A 23,989-nucleotide genomic window follows, 5' to 3' on the forward strand; every position below is an offset into this window, starting at 1 on the left:
AAACCTCTGGATGGCAAGATGAACAAGCAGATCACCAATTTCGCCGATGCCCGCCCGACCGACGCAGTGGACGCCGTCTTCGAGAGTTTTCCGCTGACGATCGCGCAGAAGCGCATCTGGTCGCTGGAGCAGATCGGCAATTACACCGTCTTTCCCGACCAGGTCATCGGGCTGCGGCTGAGTGCCGCGATCGACATCGAGACGATTGCCGGCGCCTGCCGGACGCTCGTGGCGCAGAATCCGTCGCTCGCCTTCCGCTTCCGCCGGCTGGCGGGCGGCCGCATCGAGCAATATCGCGGCGCGTCGAACGCAGTGCCGATCGAAATCCTCGGCAATGACGGCGCGGCCGTTTCCGAGCCGGATGCCTTGGCCGCACGGAAAGCCTTCCGCGACAAGCGCTTCGATCTCTTGGAAGGCCCCGGTGCGCGCATCCAGATCATCCGGCTTGCCGATGGGCAATCGCTGCTGACGATCGTGCTGCATCCGATCATCTGCGACGACCGCGAAAAATCCACTCTTGCCGGGTCGCTGGCGCGCATTCTCGATGGCGAACCCGCCGGCGACATCCAGCCGGTGGAAATCGCCGCCGGGACGCGGGAGGCCGACTGGCTGGAGACGGATGAGGCGCGGCAAGCGCTTGCCTATTGGCGCGATGCGATCGGCCTCGACTATGCCGCCTCGACCTTCCCGACCCGCTTCAACAGCGGCGGGCTGGCAGGTGTGGCGCGCGCCGAGCATCGGTTTTCGATCGAGCCCGACCTCTGGAGCAAACTCGAACGGCATGCGGGGCGCAAGGACGTTCAGGTCGAGCGCGTGCTGCACGCCGCCTTCTGCGCTCTGCTGGCACGCTACAGCGGCAACTATGCCCTGCTGACCGGCCTGCTTGTCGCGCGGCCGCGCACCGAACATTTCGCCAGCCGCGGCCGCGCCGAACAGGTTCTTCCTCTCGTGTTTTCGCTGACCTCCAGACACTCGCTCGACGACGTCGTCGCGGCGATCTCGTCGGTGACGCAGGAGGGGCTTGCCCGCCTCGTGCCGCTGGAGCGCATCACGCAGGAGTTGGTCGTCGACGAGGCCGCCGCACAGGAGGCCGTGGTCAAGGCTCTGTTCGAATTCCGCGAGTCTTATCCGGTCCCAAGGCAGGCGACGAACCTGGAACCTTGGGGCGCACGTGCCGACAGCGAGCTTTCCCTGGTGATCGAAGCGCGTGCCGATGGCGCCGCATACGGGCTGATCGACTATGCTGGAGATCTCTATGACGGCGCCCTGATTGCCCGTGTCGCCAGGCATTTTTGCCTGGTGCTGGAGCAGATCGTCGCGAAGCCGGATCTCAGGATCAAGGATATCGAGCTCATGGGCAGCGACGAGCTCGACTGGCTGTCGGCGCCCTATGAGGATGACGTCGTCAACGACGACCGGCCGGTGCACGAGCTGATTTCGGCCCATTCGCGCCACACGCCCGACAAAACAGCGATCGTCTATGGCGACGAGGAGTGGAGCCATGGCTGGCTGGAGGCGAGCACCAACCGCCTCGGGCATCGGCTGCGGCAGCTCGGCGTTCGCGCCGAAGTGACGGTTGCCATCTTCATCAAGCGCTCGCCGGAGGCGATCGTTGGTATCCTCGCGACCTTGAAGGCCGGCGGCGCCTATATTCCGGTCGAGCCCGACCATCCGCCGGTGCGCAACCACCACATCCTGCGCGATGGCGGCGTCAAGATCGTGCTGACCCATAGCTGGCTGCGCCACCGCCTGCCGGAAGAGCTCGACGCGACCGTGCTCGAACTCGACAAGCTCGATCTCGACGGCGAGCCGGATACGCCGCTCTATCTTCCGACGCACAAGGACCAGCTCGCCTATGTCATGTACACCTCGGGCTCGACGGGATTGCCGAAGGGTGTCGCCGTCGAGCACGGGCCGCTGACCCACCATCTGCAAAATACCTCGCGCGTCTATGGCATGAGCTCGGAATCCCGCGAGCTGCCCTTCCTGCCTTTCAGTTCGGACGGCGGCCATGAGCGATGGATGAACCCGCTGATGGAAGGCGGCAGCATCATCCTTCCCGACCAGCCGCTGTGGATGCCGGAGGAGACGCTGACGGCGATGCGCAAGCACGGCGCCAACAATGCCAGCATTCCCACAACCTATCTGCAGCAGCTGGCGGAATGGGCTGACATTACCGACGGCGCGCCGCCGATGCGCCTCTATTCCTTCGGCGGCGAAGGGTTGGCGCAATCGACCTTCGATCTTCTGTCGCGGGCGCTGAAATCGGAATGGCTGATCAACGGCTATGGTCCCACGGAAACGATCATGACGCCGATGGTCTGGAAGGTGAGGGCCGGCACCAAGTTCCAGGGCGTCTATGCGCCGCTCGGCCGCGCCGTCGGGCTGCGGCGCGTCTATGTGCTCGATCCCGATCTCAACCTGTGCCCGATCGGCGTGACCGGCGAACTCTATATCGGCGGCGAGGGCATCGCGCGCGGCTATCTAGGCAAAGCAGATACGACCGCCGACCGCTTCATTCCCGACCCGTTCTCGAAGGAAGGCGGCCGGCTCTATCGTTCCGGTGATCTCACGCGTTGGCGTGAGGACGGCACCGTCGAATTCGTCGGCCGCGTCGACCATCAGGTGAAGCTGCGTGGATACCGCATCGAGCTCGGCGAGATCGAAGCAGCGCTGCTCCAGCAGCCCGGCGTCGGCGAAGCCCTGGTCGTGCTGCGCGACGACGATGCCGGCGGCGAAAAGGCGCTGGTCGCCTATGTCGTGCCGAAGAAGGACGAGAGGCTTGACGTCGAGACGGTTCGTGCCGGCCTCGAACGCAGCCTGCCCTCCTATATGGTGCCGGCCGCTGTCGTCGAACTGGAGAAGATGCCGACCAATCCGAACAGCAAGCTCGACCGCTTTGCGCTGCCCGCACCCCAGCCGGTCAAACGCGCCATTATCGAGCCGGCGACCGCGCTGGAAGAGGAGGTGCTGGATGTCTGGCGCCAGGTTCTCAAGCTGGAAGCGATCAGCGTCGAGGATAATTTCTTCGCCATCGGCGGCAATTCGCTGGGCGCGATCCGCATCCTCACGCAGCTCAGGCAGCGCCGGCCGAAGGTTCCGCTGACTGTCGCCGATATCTTCAACAACCCGACCATCCGCGCCTTTGCCGGCGTGATGGAGCAGGGGGAGGAGCGCGATCTCTCCGAGGTGATCGTGCTGCGCGCCGCCGGCACCAAGCCGCGGCTCTATTGCTTCCCGGGGCTTCTGGTCAGCACCCGCGAATATGTGAAGCTCGTCGATTATCTCGGCGCCGACCAGCCGGCGACCGGCTTCATTTGCCATTCGCTGTCGGAAAAGAAAGAGGTCGGCGCGCCGATCGAAGAGATCATCGAGCCCTATGTCGATTACATCAGAATCCATAGCAGAGGCGCGCCCTGCACTTTCCTCGGCTGGTCCTGGGGCGGGCTTCTCGCCTACGAGGCTGCCCGCACCCTCGGCAACGAAGTCGACGTCAGGATGATGGCGATGGTCGACGTGTGCGATCTCGGCTCGGAATTCGCGATCGGCGCCAAGCCTCGCTTCCGGCCCGGCGAGCGCGACGCGCTGCATCGGGACGTGCAGGCATGGCTGCGGAAAACGGCGATGCGCCCCGAATGGGACCGGCTGCTTTCGACCATGGACGCGGATACCTACGAGCAGTTCCTGCGCTTCGTCGGCGACGAGAAGGATCCGCTGCCGACCGACGGCCCTGACATCAGCAGCCGCGAGCATACGTTCTGGGTGCTGATCGACAACGCCCTGATCTTCCGCAAGCATCGGCTCGTTCCCCACGATGTGCCGATCTATCCCTGGGCGGCCGACGACAGCCTCAATCGCGGCCTCAACCTGATCGATTGGCGCCGCCTGTCGCCGCGGGCGCGCGCGGCCGAAATCATCACCGGCACCAACCATCTGCACATGATCGGGTCTCCCGCCTTCCATTCAAGGCTTGCCCTGCGTCTCAAGGAAACAGAGAAGGATAACGCATGACCGTCGCTTTTACCCGCAGGGATGCCCTCAACGAGCCGCTCGATCTTGCCGGCATCGGCATCGGTCCCTCCAATCTGAGCCTTGCCTGCCTGCTGGAATCCGTGCCCGAGGTCCGCAGCCGCTTCTTCGAGCGGCGCGGCACGTTCGACTGGCATCCCGGCATGATGATGCCCGGCGTCGAGCTGCAGTCGTCCTTCCTGAAGGATCTCGTCACGCCGGTTCTGCCGACGAGCCGCTGGTCCTTCGTCTCCTATCTGGTGGCGCATAAGAGGCTCTACGCCTTCCTGAACGCCAATTACGACGCCGTTCCCCGGCAGGAATTCGCGCGCTATCTCGCCTGGGTCGCCAACGGCGTCGACGGCCTGCGCTACGCAACTGACATCCGCGACGTGGAGCACCGCGACGACCGCTTCGTCCTGCGCTTCGACAACGGCCAGGAAGAAGCGAAGAACCTGGTGATCGGCACGGGATCTTCGCCCTTCGTGCCCGATTGGGCAAAACCCTTCCTTGGGCCCGATTGCTTCCACAATAGCGAGGCCAAGTCGCGTCTCAAAGATCTTCGCGCCGCCCGCATCGTCGTGGTCGGCGGCGGCCAGAGCGGCGGCGAGGTGGTCGAAGCGCTGCTTGGGGATGCCAGCTCGATGAAGGAGCTGACCTGGATCAGCCGGCGCCACAATTTCGAGCCGATCAACGACACGCCGTTTTCGAACCAGGTCTTCTCGCCGGAATATGTGCAGGCCTATCTGAAGCTCAGCGGCGAGCAGAAGCAGGCGGCGCTGAAAAACTCGATCCTCACCAGCGACGGCCTGTCGATTTCGACGATCCACTCGATCTACCGCCGCCTCTACGCGCTGCGTTATCTCGATCAGAGCACGCTCACCGCATCCCTGTCGCCGAACCGCGACGTGATCCAGATGGAGCGGAACGGCAATGCCTATCGGCTGATCGTCCGCAACCATTTCGACGGCGGGATCGAGGTGCTGCATGCCGATGCGGTGGTGCTGGCAACCGGCTACAGGTTCCGTTTGCCGGATGCGCTCGGCTCGCTCAGCGAAAGGATCAGCCTCGACAGAAACGGCTATCCCACCCTGAACGACGACTACACGATGCAATGGACAGGCCCGAGGGCCAACCGGCTGTTTGCGCAGAATGCCGGCCGGTACTCGCATGGCATCGCCGACTCGCAGCTCAGCCTGATGGCCTGGCGCAGTGCAAGCATCGTCAACGCGCTTCTCGGCCGGCAGCATTTCGATGCCGAACCCGACAGTGCGCAGCTGGTCTGGGCGACGGAGGCCGCTTCCGCCATGCCGCATCAGCTGCGCGCCGGCTATTCGGACGGCCTGCTCTCGTCCTGAAACATCCGGAGATGAATGCCGGGGGCGCCGGATTGGGAGCGGACGGCCAGCGCGACGACGTGCTGGCTGCCGCTTTCGAGCAGACGGTGATGCCATTGCCGGTCGGGTTCGCCGCTCTGAACCAGGACCGGGATGCCGTCCTGCCAGGAAAAGGCGACGCTGCGGGCATCCCCGCGCAAGCCCACCCCGAGCGCCTTGAGATGGCTCTCCTTGAGTGTCCAAAGGGCAACGGCCGCACGCGGCCGTTCGCCCGCAGGCATTTGATCGAGCCAGCGCCGTTCGTCCGAACTGCAATAGCTCTCCAGTGCCGCTGCTTCGATTTCGGCATCGGCGCGTTCGCAGTCGATCCCGACGCGCTCGTATTCTGACGTGACCGCGACCGCCACCAGCCCGTCGGCATTGGAAAGGCTGAACTGCAGCCTGTCGCGGCCCTCGACCGTCAGCTTGCCGTACGCATCCGCCAGCAACACGACCTTGTCAGGCTGCGTTTCGGTATGCGCGCTCAGCAGTTGCCGCAGCAGATAGCGGCCGGCGATGAACGAGGTCCGGTCGCGTTCGAAGCGATAGGTCGCTGCGCGCTCCCGCTCATTCGGTGAAAGCGACCGCATCCAGCGCTCCCCATCGCTCCCGTTCTTCGGATATTGCCAGAGCACGACATCGATGGCGGCCGGTTGATTGTCTGATTGCTGCATCAGGCCAGTATGCGTACCGTTGCCCGATTGGCAATCGGGCAGCGGTTTATGTCCGCAATCGCCGCGGGTCTATTCCGCGGCTTCGATGAAGCGGTGGCGTTCGTAGAGGAACTTCAGCACCGCTTCGCGGCATTTGAGATATGTCCGGTCGGAGGCGAGTTCGATGCGGTTGCGGGGGCGGGGCATGGTGACGTCGAGCACTTCGCCGATGCGGGCCGCCGGGCCGTTGGTCATCATCACGATGCGGTCGGAGAGCAGCACCGCTTCATCGACATCATGGGTGATCATCACAATGGTGTTGCCGAGCCGGGCATGAATTTCCATCACCGCATCCTGAAGATGGGCGCGGGTCAGCGCGTCGAGCGCGCCGAAGGGCTCATCGAGCAGCAGGATCTTCGGCTCCATGGCAAGCGCGCGGGCAATGCCGACGCGCTGCTTCATGCCGCCCGAGATCTCCGCGGGCCGCTTGTCTCTCGCATGCGCCATCTGCACGAGGTCGAGATTGGCCATGACCCAGTCATGCCGCTCGGCCTTGGTCTTCGTTCGGCTGAAGACCTTGGAGACGGCGAGATTCACATTCTCATAGACCGTCAGCCAGGGCAGCAGCGAATGGTTCTGAAAGACGACGGCGCGTTCCGGACCCGGCTCGTTGACCTCGCGATTTTCCAGGAGCACGGCGCCTGAAGACACCGGGGTCAGGCCGGCGATGAGATTGAGCAGGGTGGACTTGCCGCAGCCGGAATGGCCGATGATCGAGACGAATTCGCCCTCGGATATCGTCAGGTTGATGTCTTTCAGGACTTCGGCGCGCACGCCGCCGCGATCGAAATGCTTGTCGATATGATCGAGCTTGAGATAGGCGTTCATCAGGATGGTCCTCAGTTGGCCATGGCGCCGCGGGTGACGAGTTTGCCGAGCGCGGCCACCAGCTTGTCGAGGGCAAAACCGACGATGCCGATATAGGCGAGCGCGACGATGATGTCGGGAAGGCGCGACGAGTTCCACGCGTCCCAGATGAAGAAGCCGATGCCGACGCCGCCGGTCAGCATTTCGGCCGCGACGATGGCGAGCCAGGAGAGGCCGACGCCGATCCTGAGGCCGGTGAAGATGTAAGGGGCTGCCGACGGCAGCATGATCTTCCAGAAGAATTCGAGCTGGTTGAGCCGCAGCACCTCGGCGACGTTGCGATAATCCTGCGGAATATTGCGGACGCCGACGGCGGTGTTGATGATGACAGGCCAGATCGAGGTGATGAAGATGACGAAGATCGCCGAAGGGTTGGAATCCTGGAAGGCCGCGAGCGACAGCGGCAACCAGGCGAGCGGCGGCACCGTGCGCAGCACCTGGAAGATCGGATCGAGGCCGCGCATCGCCCAGATCGACTGGCCGATGATCGCCCCGACGATGACGCCGGCGACGGCGGCGAGGCCGAAGCCGTAAGCGACGCGCTGCAGCGAAACCAGCACGCGCCAGCCGAGCCCGATATCCTGGGAGCCGTAGTTGAAGAACGGATAGGCGATGAGGTCGTAGCTATCCTGCCAGACCTGGTGCGGCGAAGGCAGAGAGGCGTCCGCCGATGAACAGAGCGCCTGCCAGAGGAGGAGGACAAGTGCCAGCACGACGGCCGGCGGAACGACATTTTGAAGTGCGGTCAGCGCCGCACGGCGAAGATCGATCCGCGAGCCTTGCTTGCCGGAGAATGACAGCACCTTCGCCGCCGGCTTGGCAGGGACGACTATCGAGGGAATTTCTTTATTTGCCAGGGCGGACATCAGCGCGCTCCTCACGGGAATGGAAGGCCGGCGCGCCGCGCGCGCCGGAGGCGGGATCAGGAGACGGCCTTGATCGACAGGCTGTCGAGATAGGCGGAAGGATTTTCAGGATCGAAGACCTTGCCGTCGAAGAAGGTCTCCTTGCCGCGCGACGAGGAGGCGGGAATGTCGGCCGCAGCGACGCCCAGATCCTTGGCGGCCTCGCGCCAGATGTCTTCGCGGTTCACTTGGTCGACCAGCGCCTTGATGTCGGTTGTACCAGGCAGATTTCCCCAGCGGACATTTTCCGTCATGAACCAGGTGTCGTGGCTCTTGAACGGATAGGAGGCGCCGTCCTTCCAGAATTTCATATAGAGGTCGGTGGCCTTGGCTTCGCGGCCGTTGCCGTAATTGATGTCGCCCCTGAGGCGGCCGAGCACGTCCTTGGTCGGAACGTTGAACCATTGGCGCTTGCCGAGGATCTCGGCCATCTCGGCCTTGTTATCCATGCTTTCGCACCATTGCTGCGCTTCCATGACGGCCATCAGCAGGGCCTTGGCGGCGTTCGGATTCTTCTCGATCCAGTCGGCGCGCAGGCCGAGCGCCTTTTCGGGATGCCCCTTCCAGAGCTCGCCGGTGGTCGCCGCGGTGAAGCCGATGCCCTGGTTGACGAGCTGCTCGTTCCACGGCTCGCCGACACAGAAGACGTCCATGTTTCCGACCTTCATGTTGGCGACCATCTGCGGCGGCGGCACGACGATGGTGGAAACATCCTTGTTCGGATCGATGCCGCCGGCGGCGAGCCAGTAGCGGATCCAGAGGTCGTGGGTGCCGCCGGGGAAGGTCATGGCGGCCTTGATCTCCTTACCCTCCGCCTTCTTCTTCTCGAAGGCGGCCTTCAGCTTGGAAGCATCGAGCTGCACGCCGGTTTCGGCATATTCCTTGGCGACGGAAATGCCCTGGCTGTCGAGATTGAGCCGGGCAAGGATCGCCATCGGCACCGGCTTGTTGTTCTGCGTCACCTTGCCGGTCTGCATGAGATAGGGGAGCGGCGAGAGGATATGCGCGCCATCGATGCCGTTGGCTGCGCCGCCGAGCACCAGATTGTCGCGGGTGGCACCCCAGGATGCCTGCTTGGCGACGTCCGTTTCCGGCAGGCCGTGTTTGTCGAAAAAGCCTTTCTCCTTGGCGATGATGAGCGGCGCGGAATCGGTGAGAGCGATGAAGCCGAGCTTGACGCCCTTCACCTCAGGGCCGGCCCCGGCCGCAAAAGCGCCGGAGGGAAAGGCAGTTTTGACGGCGCCGATCAAGGCGGCCGCCGCAGTCGTCTTGAGCATGCTGCGGCGGGTGATGCCACTTGTCGAAATCCCAGTCGTCGAAATCTTTTTCATCTGCAGGTTCCCCTCTGCTGTGAATTCGCACGCAAAAAAACGCCGCCGGACATTGCTCGCGGGATGGGAGTTTCCCGACAGCAAAGACCTTGCGACGCCATTGTCTATTGCAGGCGCTTATGCCGCGCCTATCCGCGCCGGTCGCCGTTGACCGGTGCGTCTAGGACTACGCAATCGGCGTGCCAATTTGAGAGTTGGTCCCTAAAGGGCTGGCATTAAACGAAAAGTTCCGGATTTTTAGCGACGCCTATTTCTTGGGCATTGAGAAAAAATGGTAATGTTTTGTGCGGTTGCGAGGGCGAGGCTTTTTGCAGGAGCGCGCTATTTGTGCAATGCACAGTGGCGTCTGACGTAGCCCAGAAGTCTACGAGAATGGCGGATCAGCGGGCTTATCGGCACTCGGCAACTGAATGGCTCGCGGAATGACGGCAGGCATGCTGAGCCATCTCGGCTGCGCCGCATGGCGGCGCGATTGCCGTGAGATGCCGATTAGCACTCTATATAATATTCAATGAGACATTTGGGCGAACGAAACAGCGAGATCGCCTTGAATACGAAACGGTCCAGAACGAATGTCGAGCTTGAGAACCTGCTTCGCCAGCTTGGCCTGGCTCTCGAGGCATCCGGGATCGGCATCTGGCAGCACAACATCGCGAAGAACCAGACGCGGTGGGACGAGCAGCTCAAGGCGATTTATGGCGTGCCCAAGGCGCCGCTCGATGTCATCTGGCTTGATAGCGTCCATCCCGACGACTTGGCGCCGACCAATGCGGTCTTTCTGCGCGCCATAGAAACCAAATCGGATTATGCATCCGAGTTCCGCATCATCCGGCCGGACGGCGTGGTGCGTTATCTGCGCTCGCGCGCCCGCTATTTCGTCGATGCGAGCGGCGATCCCTGCTTCGTCGGCGCCGAATGGGACGTGACCGACGACGTGCTTCTCAACAAGGAGCTCGAAAGAAGCCGGGAGGAGGCGCGGCTCGCAGCCGACCACGATCATCTCACAGGCCTCCTGAACAGGCGCAGCTTCGATTTTGCCCTGGCCGAATTTGCCAGAAAAGAAAGCGCCAAGGTCACGCTTTTCCATATAGACGTCGATCACTTCAAGGAAATCAACGATCGTTTCGGCCATGCGGTCGGCGATTTCGTTCTTTGCCATGTCAGCAAGATTCTGCTGAACGCCATTTCCGCAGGCGGTGTCGCCGCGCGTCTTGGCGGCGATGAGTTCGCAATCCTCATCCCCGAAGACGAAGGCGCCCGGATCGATGCGGTGCTCGATCATATTCAGGAGAGCCTGGGCAATCCGATCCCGGTCGGCGATCAGACGCTGATCGTGCGATGCTCGATCGGCGTTGCCAGTGCCGCAAGCGCCGATTTCGCCAAGCTGCTCTCGCATTCGGATCTGGCGCTCTATCACGCCAAACGGAACGGCCGGAACCGCGCCGCGGTGTTTTCCGATGAGATGGCTTCGGCGCTCGCCAACGAAAGGCAGCTTGCCCAGGACCTTCGTTCGGGACTGGCGCTCGGCCAGATCCGGCCTTTCTATCAGGTTCAGGTCGACGCCAGGTCGTTGCGGATCAACGGCGTCGAGGCGCTGGCGCGGTGGCACCATCCGACCAGGGGGATTCTCGCGCCGTCGCATTTCCTGTCGCTCGCCGCGTCGAACGGACTGGTCGCAGAGCTCGATGATGTCATTCTGAAAGCCGTTCTGTCGGATATGGAATCCTCGGCCGCGCTCGCCGGAATCCGGGTGTCCGTCAACCTCTCCGCCGACCGTCTCGACGATCCCGAATGGATCACCAGGCTCGGATCGTTCGACATACCGCCCGGCCGGCTGAGCTTCGAGCTGATAGAGACGATATTCCTCGACAGCCTGAGCGATCAGGTGCGGGAGAATATCCAGACAATCAAATCCTTCGGCATCGACATCGAAATCGACGACCTCGGTTCGGGTCACGCGTCGTTGCTCGGCCTGCTCGAGCTGCGGCCGGATCGCGTCAAGATCGATCGCCAGCTGGTGATGCCGATCCTGCAATCGGTGCCCAGCCGCCGGCTGGTCAGCTCGCTGGTCGACATAGCGCGCGCGCTCGACATGGAAGTCATCGCGGAAGGGGTGGAAACCCTCGACCATGCCCAGGTGCTTGCCGGTCTCGGCGTCCACACCCTTCAAGGTTATGCGTTCGGACGCCCGCAATCCTTTGCCGATCTGACGGCGCGGCTGGAGCAGGAAGCGCTTGAGGTCCGGCAAGCTGGTGTCAACCACGCGAGCTGATGAGACATGTCGTGCCTTGCCTTGCGGGCTGACCGGCCGCTCTTTTTCTTCCCCGCCTTACCCGTAGACAAGGCGGGGAGCAGATTTGTCGAGTAGAGAATTCACTCGTTATTGGCACGCGGGCAGGCCGCCCGGATTGTGAATGGCGGCAAAGCCGACGCCATCGATCGTGTTGTCGCTGCGGGCCATGAAGCAGTAGTTGTCATTGGCTTCGGGCGCTGCGACGATGCAGGAATTGACGCCGGCCGGAATGACGTAGTTGTCCAATCCGTTGATCGCGAAAACGGTTGCCGTTCCGTTCGGATGCGGCACCGGCTGCTTGGTGAACAGGATCGCGTCGTTCGGCGCGGCGACGGCGATGGCCTGGAAATTCCGGCAATCGGGCGAAAAGGCGAGTTGTGCCGCGGCGGGCAGCGCTGTGGCAAGAAGAGAGGCGGCAGCAATGACCAAGACGGCGGCGATCTTGCCGCGGCGGGTTGTTTGGCCAGCAGATTTAGAGGCGATGTTCCGCATTGATATGCTCCTTTAAGCTCGGGGTTGATGGTTAAGCGTCAATCACGAAGCGGATTTCTGGGTCTATGGTCCTCCTGTCACCAAAAAGGTTCCGTTGGCGTTGTAGGTCACGGTGAAGCTTGCGTAGCCGGTGGTGAAATCGCAGCGGGCGGCGTTGGTCTCGTCGTAGGGCACGATGGCTCCGGCCGGCTGGTAGCCGGTTTTTACGAAAAAGACCTGTTCCGGGACGCAGCTCAGGACGGCGTTCGGCGCAGGGGCGACGAAGCTCGACAGGATGATCGACTCATCGTCGTTCAGGGCGGCGACGCCGCAATAAAGTTCCGGAGTCGGCAAAGGCGTATAGGTGGGCACGTTCATGGCGAAGGCGCCTGTGGGGATCCCGGATTGATAGGCGGGCACGGAAAGACCGAGCGGATCGAGCGACAAGCTCGTGCAATTGTCAGGTGAACCGCTTGCTGTGGTGAGCGTGATCGACCGGGCGGCCGTGGTTTTGGTAACGATGGATCGTGTGTTGGCATCGAGCGCGATGAGCGCGATCAGTTGCGAGGGCGGCGCCGACTGCGTGGTGCTGAGGGCGCCGGCGTACACCTGTCTGTCCAGGCCGAAATTGATCTGGGCTCCTGAGCTGGTGTAATTGCCGACACTCTGACAGCCGAGGCTGCTCGCGAGGACCGAAGGGTTCGTCAAAGACGGAAAAGCGGCCTGCTTCTGGAAAAGATAAAAATACTGCGTCGTCTGCGACAGGTTCCGAACGATGATCTGGTAAGACGAACTGGTCATGGCGTGCGGCGCTCCTGTCTGAGATCCAGCCCTATTCGTTACCCCGGCAGACGGCGGCAATCGTGCGGATGGTGAGTATGCGGGTGAGGTAGGGACACCTCACCCGCATACTGCCGAGGCTTACTGGCGCTGCACGCTCCAGGTGCCATTGGCGTTCAGCGTGACATTGCAGACGGTGTAGCCGCCGGTGAAGTCAGCGATGGCCGAGTTCGCGCTCGACTGCGTGAAATCCATGACGCTGCCCGGCGTGTAGGAGCCGGTCTGGACATAATATTTGAGGATCGGCTGGCAATCGGTATTGCTGAGCGGATTTGCCTGGACGAAGTTGGAAAGCACGATGCCGCCATTGACCTCGACCGCGGAGCCGACGTTGTAATAGGGCGGAGAGGTGAAACTCGGTGTGGTGATGCGGAACGCGCCAGGCTGCACCCCCTCCCCGTAGGTCGGTGCGGAAAGGGCGAGCGGACTAACAGTTGCGGTCGTCCAGTCGTTCGGCTTACCGCTGCCGCCCGCCGCTGGAGCCAGATCGACGGGGCGGCTGGCCGATGCATAACCGGAAGCGGAGCCGATAGCCGGCGGTGTATTCGCCTGCTGGATACCGGCATAATATTGCAGATTGACCTGGAAGGTCAGAATCGAACCTCCGGAATCGTAGTTGACGAGGGTCTGCGAGAACAGGCTGTTCGAATAGACCTGTCCGCCGCCGGTATAGATGGCCGGCTGCTGGAAGAAGAAGAAGCCTTGCGCTTGGGGCTCGTAGTTTTTCACGTTGATGGTCAGCAAAGTAGACATGGTCACGACCCTTCTCGGTTGAGAGTGAAAACAAGGGTTTCCGCGGCGGCGAGGCAGGCGGATAAGCCGTTTTTGCTGAGACCGTTTGTGAAACCCTGACAAGAAAGATCATTGATGACCTGCTGAATGGCAACTTAAACGTGTTGAGCGCAGATTGAAAATCTGCGCAGATTTTCGCCTGGCGTTATGGGTGCTCCGGGGGAATGGATTCGACCAGGCCCATGAGATTGGAGCGGGCTGCCGCAGGCCGGTCGCGCAGCGCCAGAACCAGTTGCAGCTCGGTGGCCGAGACCGGGCTGCTTCTGTGCCAGTCCATGGTGCCGCGCCCGAGCAGCAGCCAGTCGAGGGAAACATCCAGGAGGTGCGCCAGCGCGCAGGCGCTTTCGAGCGAGGTGTGACCGCCATTCTGCCAGCGCGAAACGGCGGCGACGGAGACGTTCAGTTCGGCCGCGAGGGCATGAACTTTCCGAAACTTGCCGCGGGATATCGCCTCGCGAATGCGTTTGCCGCGTGCCATGTCGTGCGTCATCGGAATCCTCCCCATGTTTATATTCTTCGGCGGTCATGGAGAGCGTTTGCCGGTTAATATCAGAAATCGCTTATGAAAATGAAAGGCAAAGCGAAGCCCCGGTCAATCTGGTGAAATATCCATATTGCCGGGGCCGTCCTCCCTTTGTGAAACTTCGACGATCAGGAGGACGGAGATGCTGCGGATACTCACCAGAGAAATGTTCGAGACCGATCGGCCTGCCTTCGATGACATGTTTCGCGCACGCGCCGCCGTCTTCCGCGACCGGCTGGGATGGCAGGTCGATGTCAGGGACGAATGGGAAAGAGACCGATACGACGAGACGGAAGATCCCGTCTACATCGTGACGCAAGGGCCCTCCGGCACGCTGACGGGCTCGCTGCGCCTGCTGCCGACCACAGGGGCGACGATGCTCAAGAGCGAGTTTCGTCAATTCTTCGACGAGCCCATCGATGTCGACAGTCCGACGACCTGGGAATGCACCCGCTTCTGCGTGCATCCGCTTGCCGGACAGATCGATCAAAATTCCTCGCGCACGGTCGCCACGGAACTGCTCTCCGGGCTTTGCGATCTGGCGCTCGATACCGGCATCGAAAGCATCGTCGGCGTCTACGATGCCGCGATGACCGGCGTCTACCGACGGATCGGCTGGAGACCGACGCCGCTTGCCAGATCCCGGCCGGAAATCGGCAACCTCTTCGTCGGCCTGTGGGACGTTACGGCGGAGAATTGCCGCATACTGCGCACCAATCTGTCCCGCCTTATCGAGCAAGCCTCCCACAATCCCACCGAGGCTGTCGCCGGCGAAAGGCATGGCGGCATCAGGTGAGATGGGGACCGATGGAAAGCGCTGTCATCCAGAGTGGGATAGGACGCGCCGGACCTTAACCTATTTTTCACGTCGTGCTGGGGATTGCGCTTTTATCAGCAGTCGCTAAATGATACCGATACGAGCAGTCAAGCAAACACACAACTGCGAGTTCATCTCATGCTGAGCAGTTCTCGTTTTTTCTACAGTCTGGACCGGATCTCCGCATCGCCGACATTGCGGGATCTGGAAGCAACGCTGGACGAAGTCCGTCATATCTACGCCATCTCGCATATGGTTCTGCATGTGACCCGCTCCTCCGGCGGCAATGCCAGCAATCCCTTGCTGATGCTGACCTATCCGCCCGAGTGGGTGAAGCAATATCTCGAGCGGGACTATTTCAGCATCGATCCTATCGTCCGCCTTGGCCGGCGGGGCTTCCTGCCAGTGGAATGGTCCGCTTCGAAATGGGATTCGGGCCGGGCGCACGGCTTCTTCAAGGAGGCGATGGCCTTCGGCGTCGGCCGGCAAGGCATCACCCTGCCGGTGCGGGGACCGCAAGGGGAGCGATCGCTGTTTACCGTCACGTCCAATCATCCCGATGCCTATTGGCGGCAGTTCCGCACGGACAGCATGCACGACCTCCAGTTTCTCGCCCACCACCTCCATGACCGGGCCATGGTCCTGTCGGGCATGCGAAAGACCGCGGATTTCCCGCAATTGTCGCGCCGCGAACTGCAATGCCTGGAGATGACGGCCAACGGCCTGCTGGCAAAGCAGATCTGCGCCCGCCTGTCCATTTCGGTCAGCGCCGTGCAGCTCTACCTCGCCTCGGCCCGCCGGAAGCTGACCGTCTCCACGAGGAAGCGGTAGCCAAGGCCACTGCGCTTGAGCTGATATAGTATCAAATGGCATCGCCTTCTCCGCCTCAGGCCAGGCTTTCGTGAAGGAGCGCTCAACATCTTCATGGACAAACGGGCTTGGGGGAACTTACGTTAGCGCTCCGTATTGCCTTTGACCAAGGAGGTTCCATGGGATCGCCGACCTCGCTCAAGCTCGATGACGAACTGAAAGGCCGTGTCCAGCAATTTGCACAATATGTGGAGCGTGAGGAGAAGCGCGAGACGCTCGATGCCTGGGATGAATTTCAGGCGACTGGTCGGCACGTGACCGGCGATGAGGTCGCGAATTGGCTTTCAACATGGGGAACTGACGAAGAACTCCCCACGCCAGAATGCCACAAATAATCTTTTCCCCGGCTGCAATGCGAAGCAGGGAAACTGTGCTCAGCGCTTTCCCTTCGTCCGCGTCGCCAGGACGTTGCGGATCGAAAAGCTGGAGTGAATTCTGAGGACGCCTGGCAAGGCCGACAGGATCTCCTTGTGGATCCGCTCGAATTCGCCCGCATTGGCGACTTCCACGCGCAGGAGATAATCCGAGCCGCCCGTCATCAGAAAACATTCCCGGATTTCCGGGTGCCGGCGGACCGCCGCCTCGAAGCGGTCGAGATAATCTTCCGTCTGTCGTTCGAGGGTGATGTTGATGATCACGGCGATCATCGCATCCGCATTGCTCGTATCGAGCAGCGCCGTATAGCCGCGGATCACGCCCGTCTTTTCCATGATCTTGATGCGCCTGAGGCAGGCCGATGGCGACAGGCCGACCTCTGCAGCGAGCTTGGCGTTGCTCACGCGGGCGTCGAGTCGCAGCAGTCTCAGAATGTTGCGATCGGTGGCGTCGAGGGCGGGCATGATCGATTGTTCCAAATTTTCATCGACTATGCGCATAATATGCAAGTCACGCAATAATCAATGACAGAATCGCAGGCAATGTCGCTCATTATTTCATACACTCTTGGAAAAGAGGGGTGGACATGGATAGCGATATTTTGGTTTCCCACGCACGTACTGCCACGATCATGCAGGGAGCCACCGGCTATCTGACGATCGACCTTGCCGCACTCGGCCGCAACTACCGCAAGCTCGTATCCATGCTGACGCCGGTCCGCGCCGGCGCCGTCGTCAAGGCCGATGCTTATGGCCTCGGCGCCGAACGGGTCGCCAGAACGCTCTACGGTCAGGGCTGCAGGCATTTCTTCGTCGCCCAGTTCATCGAGGCCATGCGGCTCCGGCCGGCGCTTGCCCAGGACGCCCAGATTTTCGTTCTGAACGGCTTGCAGCCGGGCAATGAAATCGCCTGCGCCGAGAGGGGCATCGTCCCGGTCCTGAACTCGCTCGCCCAGTGGCGGCAATGGTCGGCGGCGGCGCGCGCGCTGAAGCGCTGCCTGCCCGCCGTCCTGCAGTTCGACACCGGCATGTCGCGGCTGGGCTTCCCCCGTGAAGAGAGGGCAGACCTCGCGGCCGCCCTTCGCGATGGCGGCAATGTCGAGATCCTGTTCATCATGAGTCACCTGGCCTCGGCCGATGAGACGGATGGCGCGCAGAACGGCGAACAGCTGGCGGAGATGGCCTGCATCGCCGAGGAATTTCCGGGCTTCGATATTTCCTTCGCCAACTCCGGCGGCGTCTTCCTGGGCGATGCCTATCATGGCGTGCTCGCCCGGCCGGGCATCGCGCTCTACGGCGGCGCGTCGAATGCCGGTGCAGAGAATCCGATGGAACCGGTCGTCAGCCTCGATGTCGCCGTCGTGCAGACGCGAGCCGTGCCTGAAGGCACGAAGGTCGGTTATGGCGGCGCGCATGTCACGCATCAGGAAACGCGCCTTGCCACCATTGCAGCCGGCTATGCCGACGGCCTGCCGCGAAGCCTGAGCGGCCGCGGCGCTGTCTATTTCAACGGCATCCGCCTGCCGATCGTCGGGCGTGTGTCGATGGACAGCATCACCGTCGATGTATCGGCGCTGCCGCAAGGCGTTCTGACGCTCGGCAGCCTTGTCGAAGTGCTCGGGCCGCATCAGACGCTCGAGCATATCGCGCGCGATGCCGATACCATATCTTACGAAATCCTAACCGGTCTCGGCGATCGTTATCACAGGCAATATCGCTGAGATCAGGCGCTTTATCATTGGGAAGATCATGAAAGTCATCGTTCTGGGCGCCGGCATCCTCGGCGTCACCTCCGCTTATCAGCTCGCCAAATCAGGCCACGAGGTGACGGTCGTCGACCGTCAGTCCGGCCCGGCGCTGGAGACGAGCTTTGCCAATGCCGGCGAAGTCTCCTTCGGCTATTGCTCGCCATGGGCGGCACCCGGCATTCCTGCGAAGGCCATGAAGTGGCTGTTCATGAAACATGCGCCGCTCATCGTGCGCCCGAAATTCGACGTGGCCATGCTCGCCTGGATGGCGAGAATGCTGTCGAACTGCACCTCCGAGCGCTACGCGATCAACAAGAGCCGCATGTTGCGCCTTGCGGATTATAGCCGCATCGCGCTCGCCGAACTTCGCGCCGAAACCGGCATCGCCTATGACGAGCGCATGCAGGGGACGCTGCAATTGTTCCGCACCCAGCAGCAGCTCGATGCTTCGGCGAAGGACGTCAAGGCGCTGGCCGCCGACGGCATTCCCTACGAGGTGCTCGACCGGGACGGCTGCATCCGAGTCGAACCGGCGCTGAAGCATGTGCGCGACAAGATCGTCGGCGGCCTGCTGACGCCGAAGGACGAAACCGGCGACTGCTTCAAGTTCACCAATGCGCTGGCCGCCAAAGCCGAAGCGCTCGGCGTCCGCTTCGTCTATGGCACGACGATCAAGGCGCTTGATGTCGAGGCCGGGCGCGTGCGCGGGGTGATCACCGCTCGCCATCGCGATGGCGACGGCGATCCCGATGGCGAGCGTATGAGCGCGGATGCGGTGGTGGTGGCGCTCGGCAGCTACTCGCCGCTGCTCGTCAAGCCTCTCGGCATCAGCCTGCCGGTCTATCCGGTCAAGGGCTATTCGCTCACCATTCCGATCACCGATGCGTCGCGTGCGCCGGAATCGACCGTCATGGACGAAACCTACAAGATCGCCATCACCCGCCTCGGCGATCGCATCCGCGTCGGCGGCATGGCTGAAATATCAGGCTATACCAACGATCTCGGCCTGGCCCGCCGCAGCACGCTGGAGCACTCCGTCACCGATCTCTTCCCCGGCGGCGATGTTTCCAAGGCGTCCTTCTGGTCCGGCCTACGCCCGATGACGCCGGATGGTACGCCTGTCATTGGCCCGACCAAGGTCGCCGGCCTCTTCCTCAATACCGGCCACGGCACCCTCGGCTGGACGATGAGCACTGGTTCAGCGCGGCTGATCGGCGATCTCGTCAGCGGCCGCTCGCCCGAAATCGACGCCAAGGATCTTGCAGTCAGCCGGTACGGCTGAGCGCGCAAGCGGCAGGAAAGGGAACGTGCATGGCTGTACAAATCGGTTATTCCTTTGGAACGCCGTCATCCGAGGTCACGAATGTCCGTTGATCCCCACAGGCATAGCACCGCCGATCTTTCCCGCGAGACGGCGATGGCAGGCATGTCCTTTCGGGACATGGTGCAGAGCGGAACGGACCCCGACCAGCTCTCGGAAGCATTGTCGACGCCGAAAGCAGCGATCAGGATGATGGCGGAGGGCAATGCGCCGATTTCCTATCACTGCAATTTCATCTCGGCGGGAGATGTCAGCGTTGCCGATTGCTCCTATGAAGGCACGCTTGTCGGCAAGCGGGACGGGGTTGTCGACCGATTGGCCATATTTCTGCCGACGCAGGGCAACATGCTCTTCGGCGGCGGCAAGGAGCCGATTTATTCCGTGCCTGGCCGGGGCGTGATCCTGGAGCCGGGCCGTGCCAGGGGCACCAGCATCTTCGGCCCCCGCCAACACCTGTGCATGTTCATCGATCGGGGGATGATCGTCAGGCGCCTCACGCATATGTTCGAGCGAACGATCACGGGCGACATCGGCATTCATCCCGATATCGATCTTGCGGCCGGCCCCGGGCTCGTATTGCAGCAGATCGTGGCGAACCTTCACGCCGGTCTTGCCGGAAATGGACCGCTGCGGCGCTCGCCGCTGGCTGTCAGCTCGCTCTCGGATGCGGTGATCTACCTGCTTCTGGAGGCCTGTCCCAATCGCTATTCGGACGAACTGGCGCTGACCGCTCCGGCGCCGGCGCCTCGCCATGTCAAATGGGCCATCGACTACATGCAGGAACACATCGCCGAGCCGATCTCGCTCGACGACATCGCGGCGGCGGCCAAGGTCAGCGTACGGACCCTGCAGCAGGGTTTTCGGCAGTTCAGGAACACGACCCCGATGTCCTATCTGCATGAAATCCGCATGCTGGCGGCCCATCGCGAATTGCTGGAATCCGGCGGCAGGCAAGCCATTGCCGAGATCGCGCTGAGATGGGGCTTTACCCATTTCGGGCGTTTTGCTGCCGATTACAGGAAGCGTTTCGGCCAGCTGCCGTCACAGGTCTTCAAGCAATGAGCGTCAGCCTGCCCGGAGCCGCCGGCGGACGATTCCAGCGTGGAAGTCTGCCCCATGGAGCAGGCCCGCATCGTTGAAATCGTAGGTCGGGTTGTGGAGCGGCGGTGAGTTTTCGCCATTGCCGAGGAAGACGAAGCAGCCCGGCACCTTCGCAAGGAACTGCGCGAAATCTTCCGACCCCGTCATCGGCTTGCTCGCGATGGCGACATTCGACGCGCCGTAGAGATCGCGCGCCACCGCCAGGGCTTCCTCCGTCAGGACGGGATCGTTCATGAGCGGCACGAATTCCCTGGTGTAGAGAACGTCGGCCTTGACGTTGTAGGTCATGGCCGTGCCCTCGGCGATGACGCGCATCTGCTTTTCGATGGTTTCGCTGATCTCCGGACGGAAGCTGCGGGCATCGCCGAGAATGCGGGCAAGGCCGGGAAGCGCGTTCCGCGTACCGTCGGTGATCAGCTCGGTGACGGAGACGACGCCGATATCGGCAGGGTCCAGCCGCCGCGCGACGATGGTCTGCAGGTTTGTCACCAGCGCGCAGGCGGCGACGAGCACTTCATTGCCCCAATGCGGCCGCGCGGCATGGCCGCCGATACCGGTCAGCGTGATCTCGAAATTGTCCTCGGCCGACATGATCGCTTCGGGACGCGTTTGGAAACTGCCGACGGCAAGCCCCGGCATATTGTGGATGCCGTAGATCTCGTCGAAGGGGAAATGCTCGAACAGCCCGTCGGCGATCATCGCGAGCGCGCCCTTGCCCCATTCCTCGGCCGGCTGGAAGAGGAAGCGCACGGTACCGTCGAAACCGCCTTCTTGAGCCAGGGTCTTTGCCGCGCCGAGCAGCATCGTGGTGTGGCCGTCGTGGCCGCAGGCGTGCATGGTGCCGGGGTTCTGCGACCGGTAGGGGACGTCCGCCTGCTCGCTGATACGCAGGGCATCCATATCCGCGCGCAGCGCAATGGCGCGATTGCCGCTGCCGCGCTTCAACGTTCCGACGACGCCGGTGCCGCCGATGCCTTCGGCGACCTCGTCGAAGCCGAACTCCCTGAGCTTGGCCGCGACGAAGGCTGCGGTCCGCTGTTCCTCGAAGCCGAATTCGGGATGAGCGTGGAGACGGCGTCTCCATTCCGTCATGTCCGCGTGAAGCGCATTCCTGTCGATGCTCATGCCGGCAGTCCTTCCGTGGCGAGGCGGCGAACGACGTCGAGCAGGATGTTGACGCCTGCAACGAGATCTTCGTCGGCGGTGTATTCCTTTGGATTGTGGCTGATGCCGCCGGCGCTCGGAACGACGATCATCGCCGACGGGGCGATCCTGGCGATCATCTGCGCATCGTGGCCGGCGCCCGAGGTCATCCGCCGGCAGGCGAGACCCCGATTTCGCGCAGAGTTTTCGATGAGCTCGACAATCCCCTGGTCGAATTTCACCGGCTCGAACCGGGCGAGCCTTTCCACCGATATGCCGACCTGCTCTTCGGCAGACAAGCTCTCCAGGAAGGATGCGAGCGCGGCTTCTTCTTCGCGGAGGCGATCCTCGTCCGGGTCGCGCAGATCGACCGTGAAGGTTGCCCGCGACGGAATCACATTGATGGCGTTCGGTTCGAAATTCATGCAGCCGACCGTCGCCACCGTCGGCGTGTTCGAGGCCTTAGCCCGGTCGCGCAGGAAGGTGACGACCCGTGCCGCGGCATGACCCGCATCGCGGCGCATCGAGATCGGCGTCGTTCCCGCATGGTTGGCATCACCGGTGATGGTCACCTTCTGCCAGGAAATGCCCTGAAGGTCTTCCACGGCGCCGACGGGAATACCCTCGCGCTCGAGGACCGGCCCCTGCTCGATATGCAGCTCGACATAGGCGTGCGGTTTCAGGAAACCCGGCTCATATTCGCCGGCATAACCGATGCGCTTCAGCTCCTCGCCGAGCACCGTCCCGTCGGTGCCGATGGTAACAAGGGCGGCATCGACGTCGAGACCGCCCGCATAGACCAGCGATCCCATCATGTCGGGCGCGTAGCGCACGCCTTCCTCGTTGGTGAAGGCCGCGACGGCGACCGGCCGGGATGGCGCCAGACCTTCCGCCTTCAGCGTCTCGATCACTTCAAGCCCCGACAGCGTGCCGTAGCAGCCGTCATAGATGCCGGCACAGATGACGGTGTCGATATGCGAGCCGAGGAGAATGGGCGCTTCATCTGCCACCCCATCGGGCTTCCAGATGCCGAAGATATTGCCGATGCGATCGACGGCGACCGCGAGTCCCGCGTCTTCGATCCACGCCACGAACTGGTCGCGGCCGAGCTTTTCGCTGTCGGACGCCGCCAGCCGGACGAGCCGGCCTTCGCTATCCCGGCCGATCTCGCCGAGCGTCCTGATGCGTCCGAGAAGACGCGCCGCATCGATGGATGGCCTGGTCATGCCATGGCTCCTTGCCGGTTCTTCGCGGCGACCGCGGCGGGCGGCAGTCCGGTGATTTCTTCATATTTGCCCGGATCGGTCGCGCCCTCCGTGTTGACGACGAAGATGCGAGAGCCTTGGCCGATCGCGAGCGCCGCCCTGATCGCCGGGTCGGTGGCGGCTTTGATGGCGGCTGCAAGGCCGACGCCGCCGCTTTCACCGGCAACGATCGCGGGATCGCCGGCAACAGGTCGGGCAAGACGATTCATGACCGCGGTCGCCTCCGTCTCCTCCACCGTCATGAAGGCGTCGGCCGCACGCGAAAGAACACGCCAGGCGACCAGCGAAGGCTCGTAGCATTCCAGCATCGCCATGACTGTCGGTTCGCCATGGGCGACCGTAACGGGATGGCCGGCCCGCGCCGTCTCGAAGAGGCATGCCGCGCGGGCGGGATCGGCGACGGTGAAGACGGGGCGCCGCTCGCCGAGCGCAATCGCCAGATGGCCGGCGACCGTCGCGGCAATGCCGCCGACGCCCGATTGAACGAACACATGGGTCGGTGGCTCCGGCATCTGCGTGAGAGCTTCCCTGATGAGCGTGGTATAGCCCTGCATCACCAGGCCAGGGATGCGCTCGTAGCCCGGCCAGGAGGTGTCCGAGACGATAATCCAGCCCTTCGCCTCCGCGATGCGGGCCGCCTCGCGGACGGAGTCGTCATAGGTGCCCTCGACGCGGATCATCTCCGCGCCGAAACGGGCGATGGCGGCGACACGTTCGTCACTGACGCCTGCATGCACGAAGATCGCGGCGCGCGCGCCGACGAGCTCCGCGCCCTGGGCAACCGAGCGTCCATGATTGCCGTCGGTGGCACAGGCGACCGTCATCCCGCGCGCAACGGCGCGGACCTCTTCCGAATGCAGCTCGGACATATCGACGTCGCGGCCGAGATTCCGCCGGGCCTGTTCGAGAACGAGACGGATCACCGCATAGGCGCCGCCGAGCGCTTTGAAGCTGCCGAGGCCGAGGCGATGGCCCTCATCCTTGACGTGGATCGCGCCGACGCCGATCTCGCGCGCCAGTCCCGGCAGGGCGACGAGCGGGGTAACCGCATGGTCCTCGCGGAAGGCGAGGTAGCGCTCCACCTCTTCGGCGGCGGCGATGCCGAGCGTCTGCTCGTCTCGCGGATCAAGCGGCAGCCGATAGCCGGCGGTGGTGTTCGGAAGAAACATGGCGAACCTCGATTTCGTGATGTCGCTGAACTCTATTGCACCGTCCGCGAAAAAGGCGCTGA

20 protein-coding genes and 1 pseudogene are annotated in these 23,989 nt (G+C 62.7%); 9 read left to right on the forward strand and 12 right to left on the reverse strand.

Annotation, left to right across the window (positions count from 1 at the left end; translation table 11 throughout):
• The first annotated feature begins 18 nt into the window (after positions 1 to 18).
• Together ATY77_RS00580 and ATY77_RS00585 are read left to right on the forward strand one after the other, a co-directional pair.
• The gene (locus tag ATY77_RS00580) at positions 19 to 4,011 is read left to right on the forward strand and encodes a non-ribosomal peptide synthetase (RefSeq protein WP_088685619.1); all 3,993 of its coding nucleotides are present in this window, start codon (positions 19 to 21) and stop codon (positions 4,009 to 4,011) included.
• Complete coding sequence (locus ATY77_RS00585; RefSeq protein WP_088685620.1) at positions 4,008 to 5,366, forward strand: SidA/IucD/PvdA family monooxygenase; 1,359 nt, start codon at positions 4,008 to 4,010, stop codon at positions 5,364 to 5,366. The genes ATY77_RS00580 and ATY77_RS00585 overlap by 4 nt, the downstream gene beginning before the upstream one ends.
• Here ATY77_RS00585 and ATY77_RS00590 read toward each other — a convergent pair.
• The 4 genes from ATY77_RS00590 to ATY77_RS00605 all read right to left on the reverse strand — a co-directional run bounded on the left by ATY77_RS00590 (position 5,339) and on the right by ATY77_RS00605 (position 9,200).
• Positions 5,339 to 6,058: a 4'-phosphopantetheinyl transferase superfamily protein gene (locus tag ATY77_RS00590; RefSeq protein ID WP_088685621.1), complete on the reverse strand. Its 720-nt coding sequence runs from the start codon at positions 6,056 to 6,058 to the stop codon at positions 5,339 to 5,341. The two genes, ATY77_RS00585 and ATY77_RS00590, sit on opposite strands and share 28 nt — an antisense overlap.
• 69 nt (positions 6,059 to 6,127) lie before the next feature.
• Complete coding sequence (locus ATY77_RS00595; RefSeq protein WP_088685622.1) at positions 6,128 to 6,925, reverse strand: ABC transporter ATP-binding protein; 798 nt, start codon at positions 6,923 to 6,925, stop codon at positions 6,128 to 6,130.
• An 11-nt stretch (positions 6,926 to 6,936) separates the two neighbouring features.
• Positions 6,937 to 7,830, reverse strand: coding sequence for a nitrate ABC transporter permease (gene ntrB, locus ATY77_RS00600; protein WP_088685623.1), 894 nt, complete (start codon positions 7,828 to 7,830; stop codon positions 6,937 to 6,939).
• A gap of 56 nt (positions 7,831 to 7,886) precedes the next feature.
• Positions 7,887 to 9,200, reverse strand: coding sequence for a CmpA/NrtA family ABC transporter substrate-binding protein (locus ATY77_RS00605; protein ID WP_088675516.1), 1,314 nt, complete (start codon positions 9,198 to 9,200; stop codon positions 7,887 to 7,889).
• Between the two features lie 547 nt (positions 9,201 to 9,747).
• Here ATY77_RS00605 and ATY77_RS00610 point away from each other — a divergent pair.
• Positions 9,748 to 11,472, forward strand: coding sequence for an EAL domain-containing protein (locus ATY77_RS00610; RefSeq protein ID WP_245314261.1), 1,725 nt, complete (start codon positions 9,748 to 9,750; stop codon positions 11,470 to 11,472).
• Positions 11,473 to 11,580: 108 nt separating this feature from the next.
• Here ATY77_RS00610 and ATY77_RS00615 read toward each other — a convergent pair whose 3' ends face one another.
• The 4 genes from ATY77_RS00615 to ATY77_RS00630 form a co-directional block, all read right to left on the reverse strand.
• Positions 11,581 to 11,985, reverse strand: a complete 405-nt coding sequence (locus ATY77_RS00615; RefSeq protein ID WP_088685625.1) for a hypothetical protein — start codon at positions 11,983 to 11,985, stop codon at positions 11,581 to 11,583.
• Between the two features lie 63 nt (positions 11,986 to 12,048).
• Positions 12,049 to 12,765, reverse strand: a complete 717-nt coding sequence (locus ATY77_RS00620) for a hypothetical protein (protein WP_190237550.1) — start codon at positions 12,763 to 12,765, stop codon at positions 12,049 to 12,051.
• Between the two features lie 120 nt (positions 12,766 to 12,885).
• Complete coding sequence (locus ATY77_RS00625) at positions 12,886 to 13,557, reverse strand: hypothetical protein (protein ID WP_088685627.1); 672 nt, start codon at positions 13,555 to 13,557, stop codon at positions 12,886 to 12,888.
• 184 nt (positions 13,558 to 13,741) lie between these two features.
• The gene (locus ATY77_RS00630) at positions 13,742 to 14,086 is read right to left on the reverse strand and encodes a helix-turn-helix domain-containing protein (protein ID WP_088685628.1); all 345 of its coding nucleotides are present in this window, start codon (positions 14,084 to 14,086) and stop codon (positions 13,742 to 13,744) included.
• A 175-nt stretch (positions 14,087 to 14,261) separates the two neighbouring features.
• On the opposite strand from ATY77_RS00630, the gene ATY77_RS00635 reads away from it, so the two are divergent.
• From ATY77_RS00635 to ATY77_RS00645, 3 genes and pseudogenes are all read left to right on the forward strand, one after another.
• Positions 14,262 to 14,915, forward strand: a complete 654-nt coding sequence (locus tag ATY77_RS00635; protein WP_088685629.1) for an acyl-homoserine-lactone synthase — start codon at positions 14,262 to 14,264, stop codon at positions 14,913 to 14,915.
• Between the two features lie 159 nt (positions 14,916 to 15,074).
• A pseudogene (locus tag ATY77_RS00640) lies at positions 15,075 to 15,796 on the forward strand (LuxR family transcriptional regulator).
• Positions 15,797 to 15,925: 129 nt separating this feature from the next.
• Positions 15,926 to 16,141 (forward strand): CopG family ribbon-helix-helix protein, encoded by a 216-nt coding sequence (locus tag ATY77_RS00645; RefSeq protein ID WP_088685630.1) that lies wholly within the window; start codon positions 15,926 to 15,928, stop codon positions 16,139 to 16,141.
• A 39-nt stretch (positions 16,142 to 16,180) separates the two neighbouring features.
• Here ATY77_RS00645 and ATY77_RS00650 read toward each other — a convergent pair whose 3' ends face one another.
• The gene (locus tag ATY77_RS00650) at positions 16,181 to 16,645 is read right to left on the reverse strand and encodes an Lrp/AsnC family transcriptional regulator (protein WP_088686215.1); all 465 of its coding nucleotides are present in this window, start codon (positions 16,643 to 16,645) and stop codon (positions 16,181 to 16,183) included.
• A gap of 122 nt (positions 16,646 to 16,767) precedes the next feature.
• On the opposite strand from ATY77_RS00650, the gene alr reads away from it, so the two are divergent.
• The 3 genes from alr to ATY77_RS00665 all read left to right on the forward strand — a co-directional run bounded on the left by alr (position 16,768) and on the right by ATY77_RS00665 (position 20,311).
• A complete protein-coding gene (gene alr / locus ATY77_RS00655) occupies positions 16,768 to 17,901 on the forward strand; it encodes an alanine racemase (RefSeq protein ID WP_088685631.1) in 1,134 nt (377 codons plus the stop codon).
• A 28-nt stretch (positions 17,902 to 17,929) separates the two neighbouring features.
• Positions 17,930 to 19,210, forward strand: a complete 1,281-nt coding sequence (locus ATY77_RS00660; protein WP_088685632.1) for a D-amino acid dehydrogenase — start codon at positions 17,930 to 17,932, stop codon at positions 19,208 to 19,210.
• An 81-nt stretch (positions 19,211 to 19,291) separates the two neighbouring features.
• On the forward strand, positions 19,292 to 20,311 hold the full coding sequence (locus ATY77_RS00665; RefSeq protein ID WP_088685633.1) for an AraC family transcriptional regulator: 1,020 nt from the start codon (positions 19,292 to 19,294) through the stop codon (positions 20,309 to 20,311).
• A 3-nt stretch (positions 20,312 to 20,314) separates the two neighbouring features.
• Here the strand turns inward: ATY77_RS00665 and ATY77_RS00670 are convergent, their stop codons facing one another.
• Genes ATY77_RS00670 through ATY77_RS00680 form a run of 3 tightly spaced genes read right to left on the reverse strand, consistent with a single transcriptional unit; the run spans position 20,315 to position 23,927 of the window.
• Positions 20,315 to 21,475: a M20 aminoacylase family protein gene (locus tag ATY77_RS00670; protein ID WP_088685634.1), complete on the reverse strand. Its 1,161-nt coding sequence runs from the start codon at positions 21,473 to 21,475 to the stop codon at positions 20,315 to 20,317.
• On the reverse strand, positions 21,472 to 22,719 hold the full coding sequence (locus ATY77_RS00675) for a Zn-dependent hydrolase (protein WP_088685635.1): 1,248 nt from the start codon (positions 22,717 to 22,719) through the stop codon (positions 21,472 to 21,474). The genes ATY77_RS00670 and ATY77_RS00675 overlap by 4 nt, the downstream gene beginning before the upstream one ends.
• Positions 22,716 to 23,927 carry a diaminopropionate ammonia-lyase gene (locus ATY77_RS00680; RefSeq protein ID WP_088685636.1) on the reverse strand — a complete coding sequence of 404 codons (1,212 nt, stop codon included), beginning with the start codon at positions 23,925 to 23,927 and terminating at the stop codon, positions 22,716 to 22,718. Before ATY77_RS00680 ends, ATY77_RS00675 begins: the two co-directional genes overlap by 4 nt.
• Positions 23,928 to 23,989 lie beyond the last annotated feature (62 nt).

Origin of the sequence: Rhizobium sp. R634 (assembly GCF_002211305.1) — a bacterium.
Taxonomy (GTDB): Bacteria; Pseudomonadota; Alphaproteobacteria; order Rhizobiales; family Rhizobiaceae; genus Rhizobium.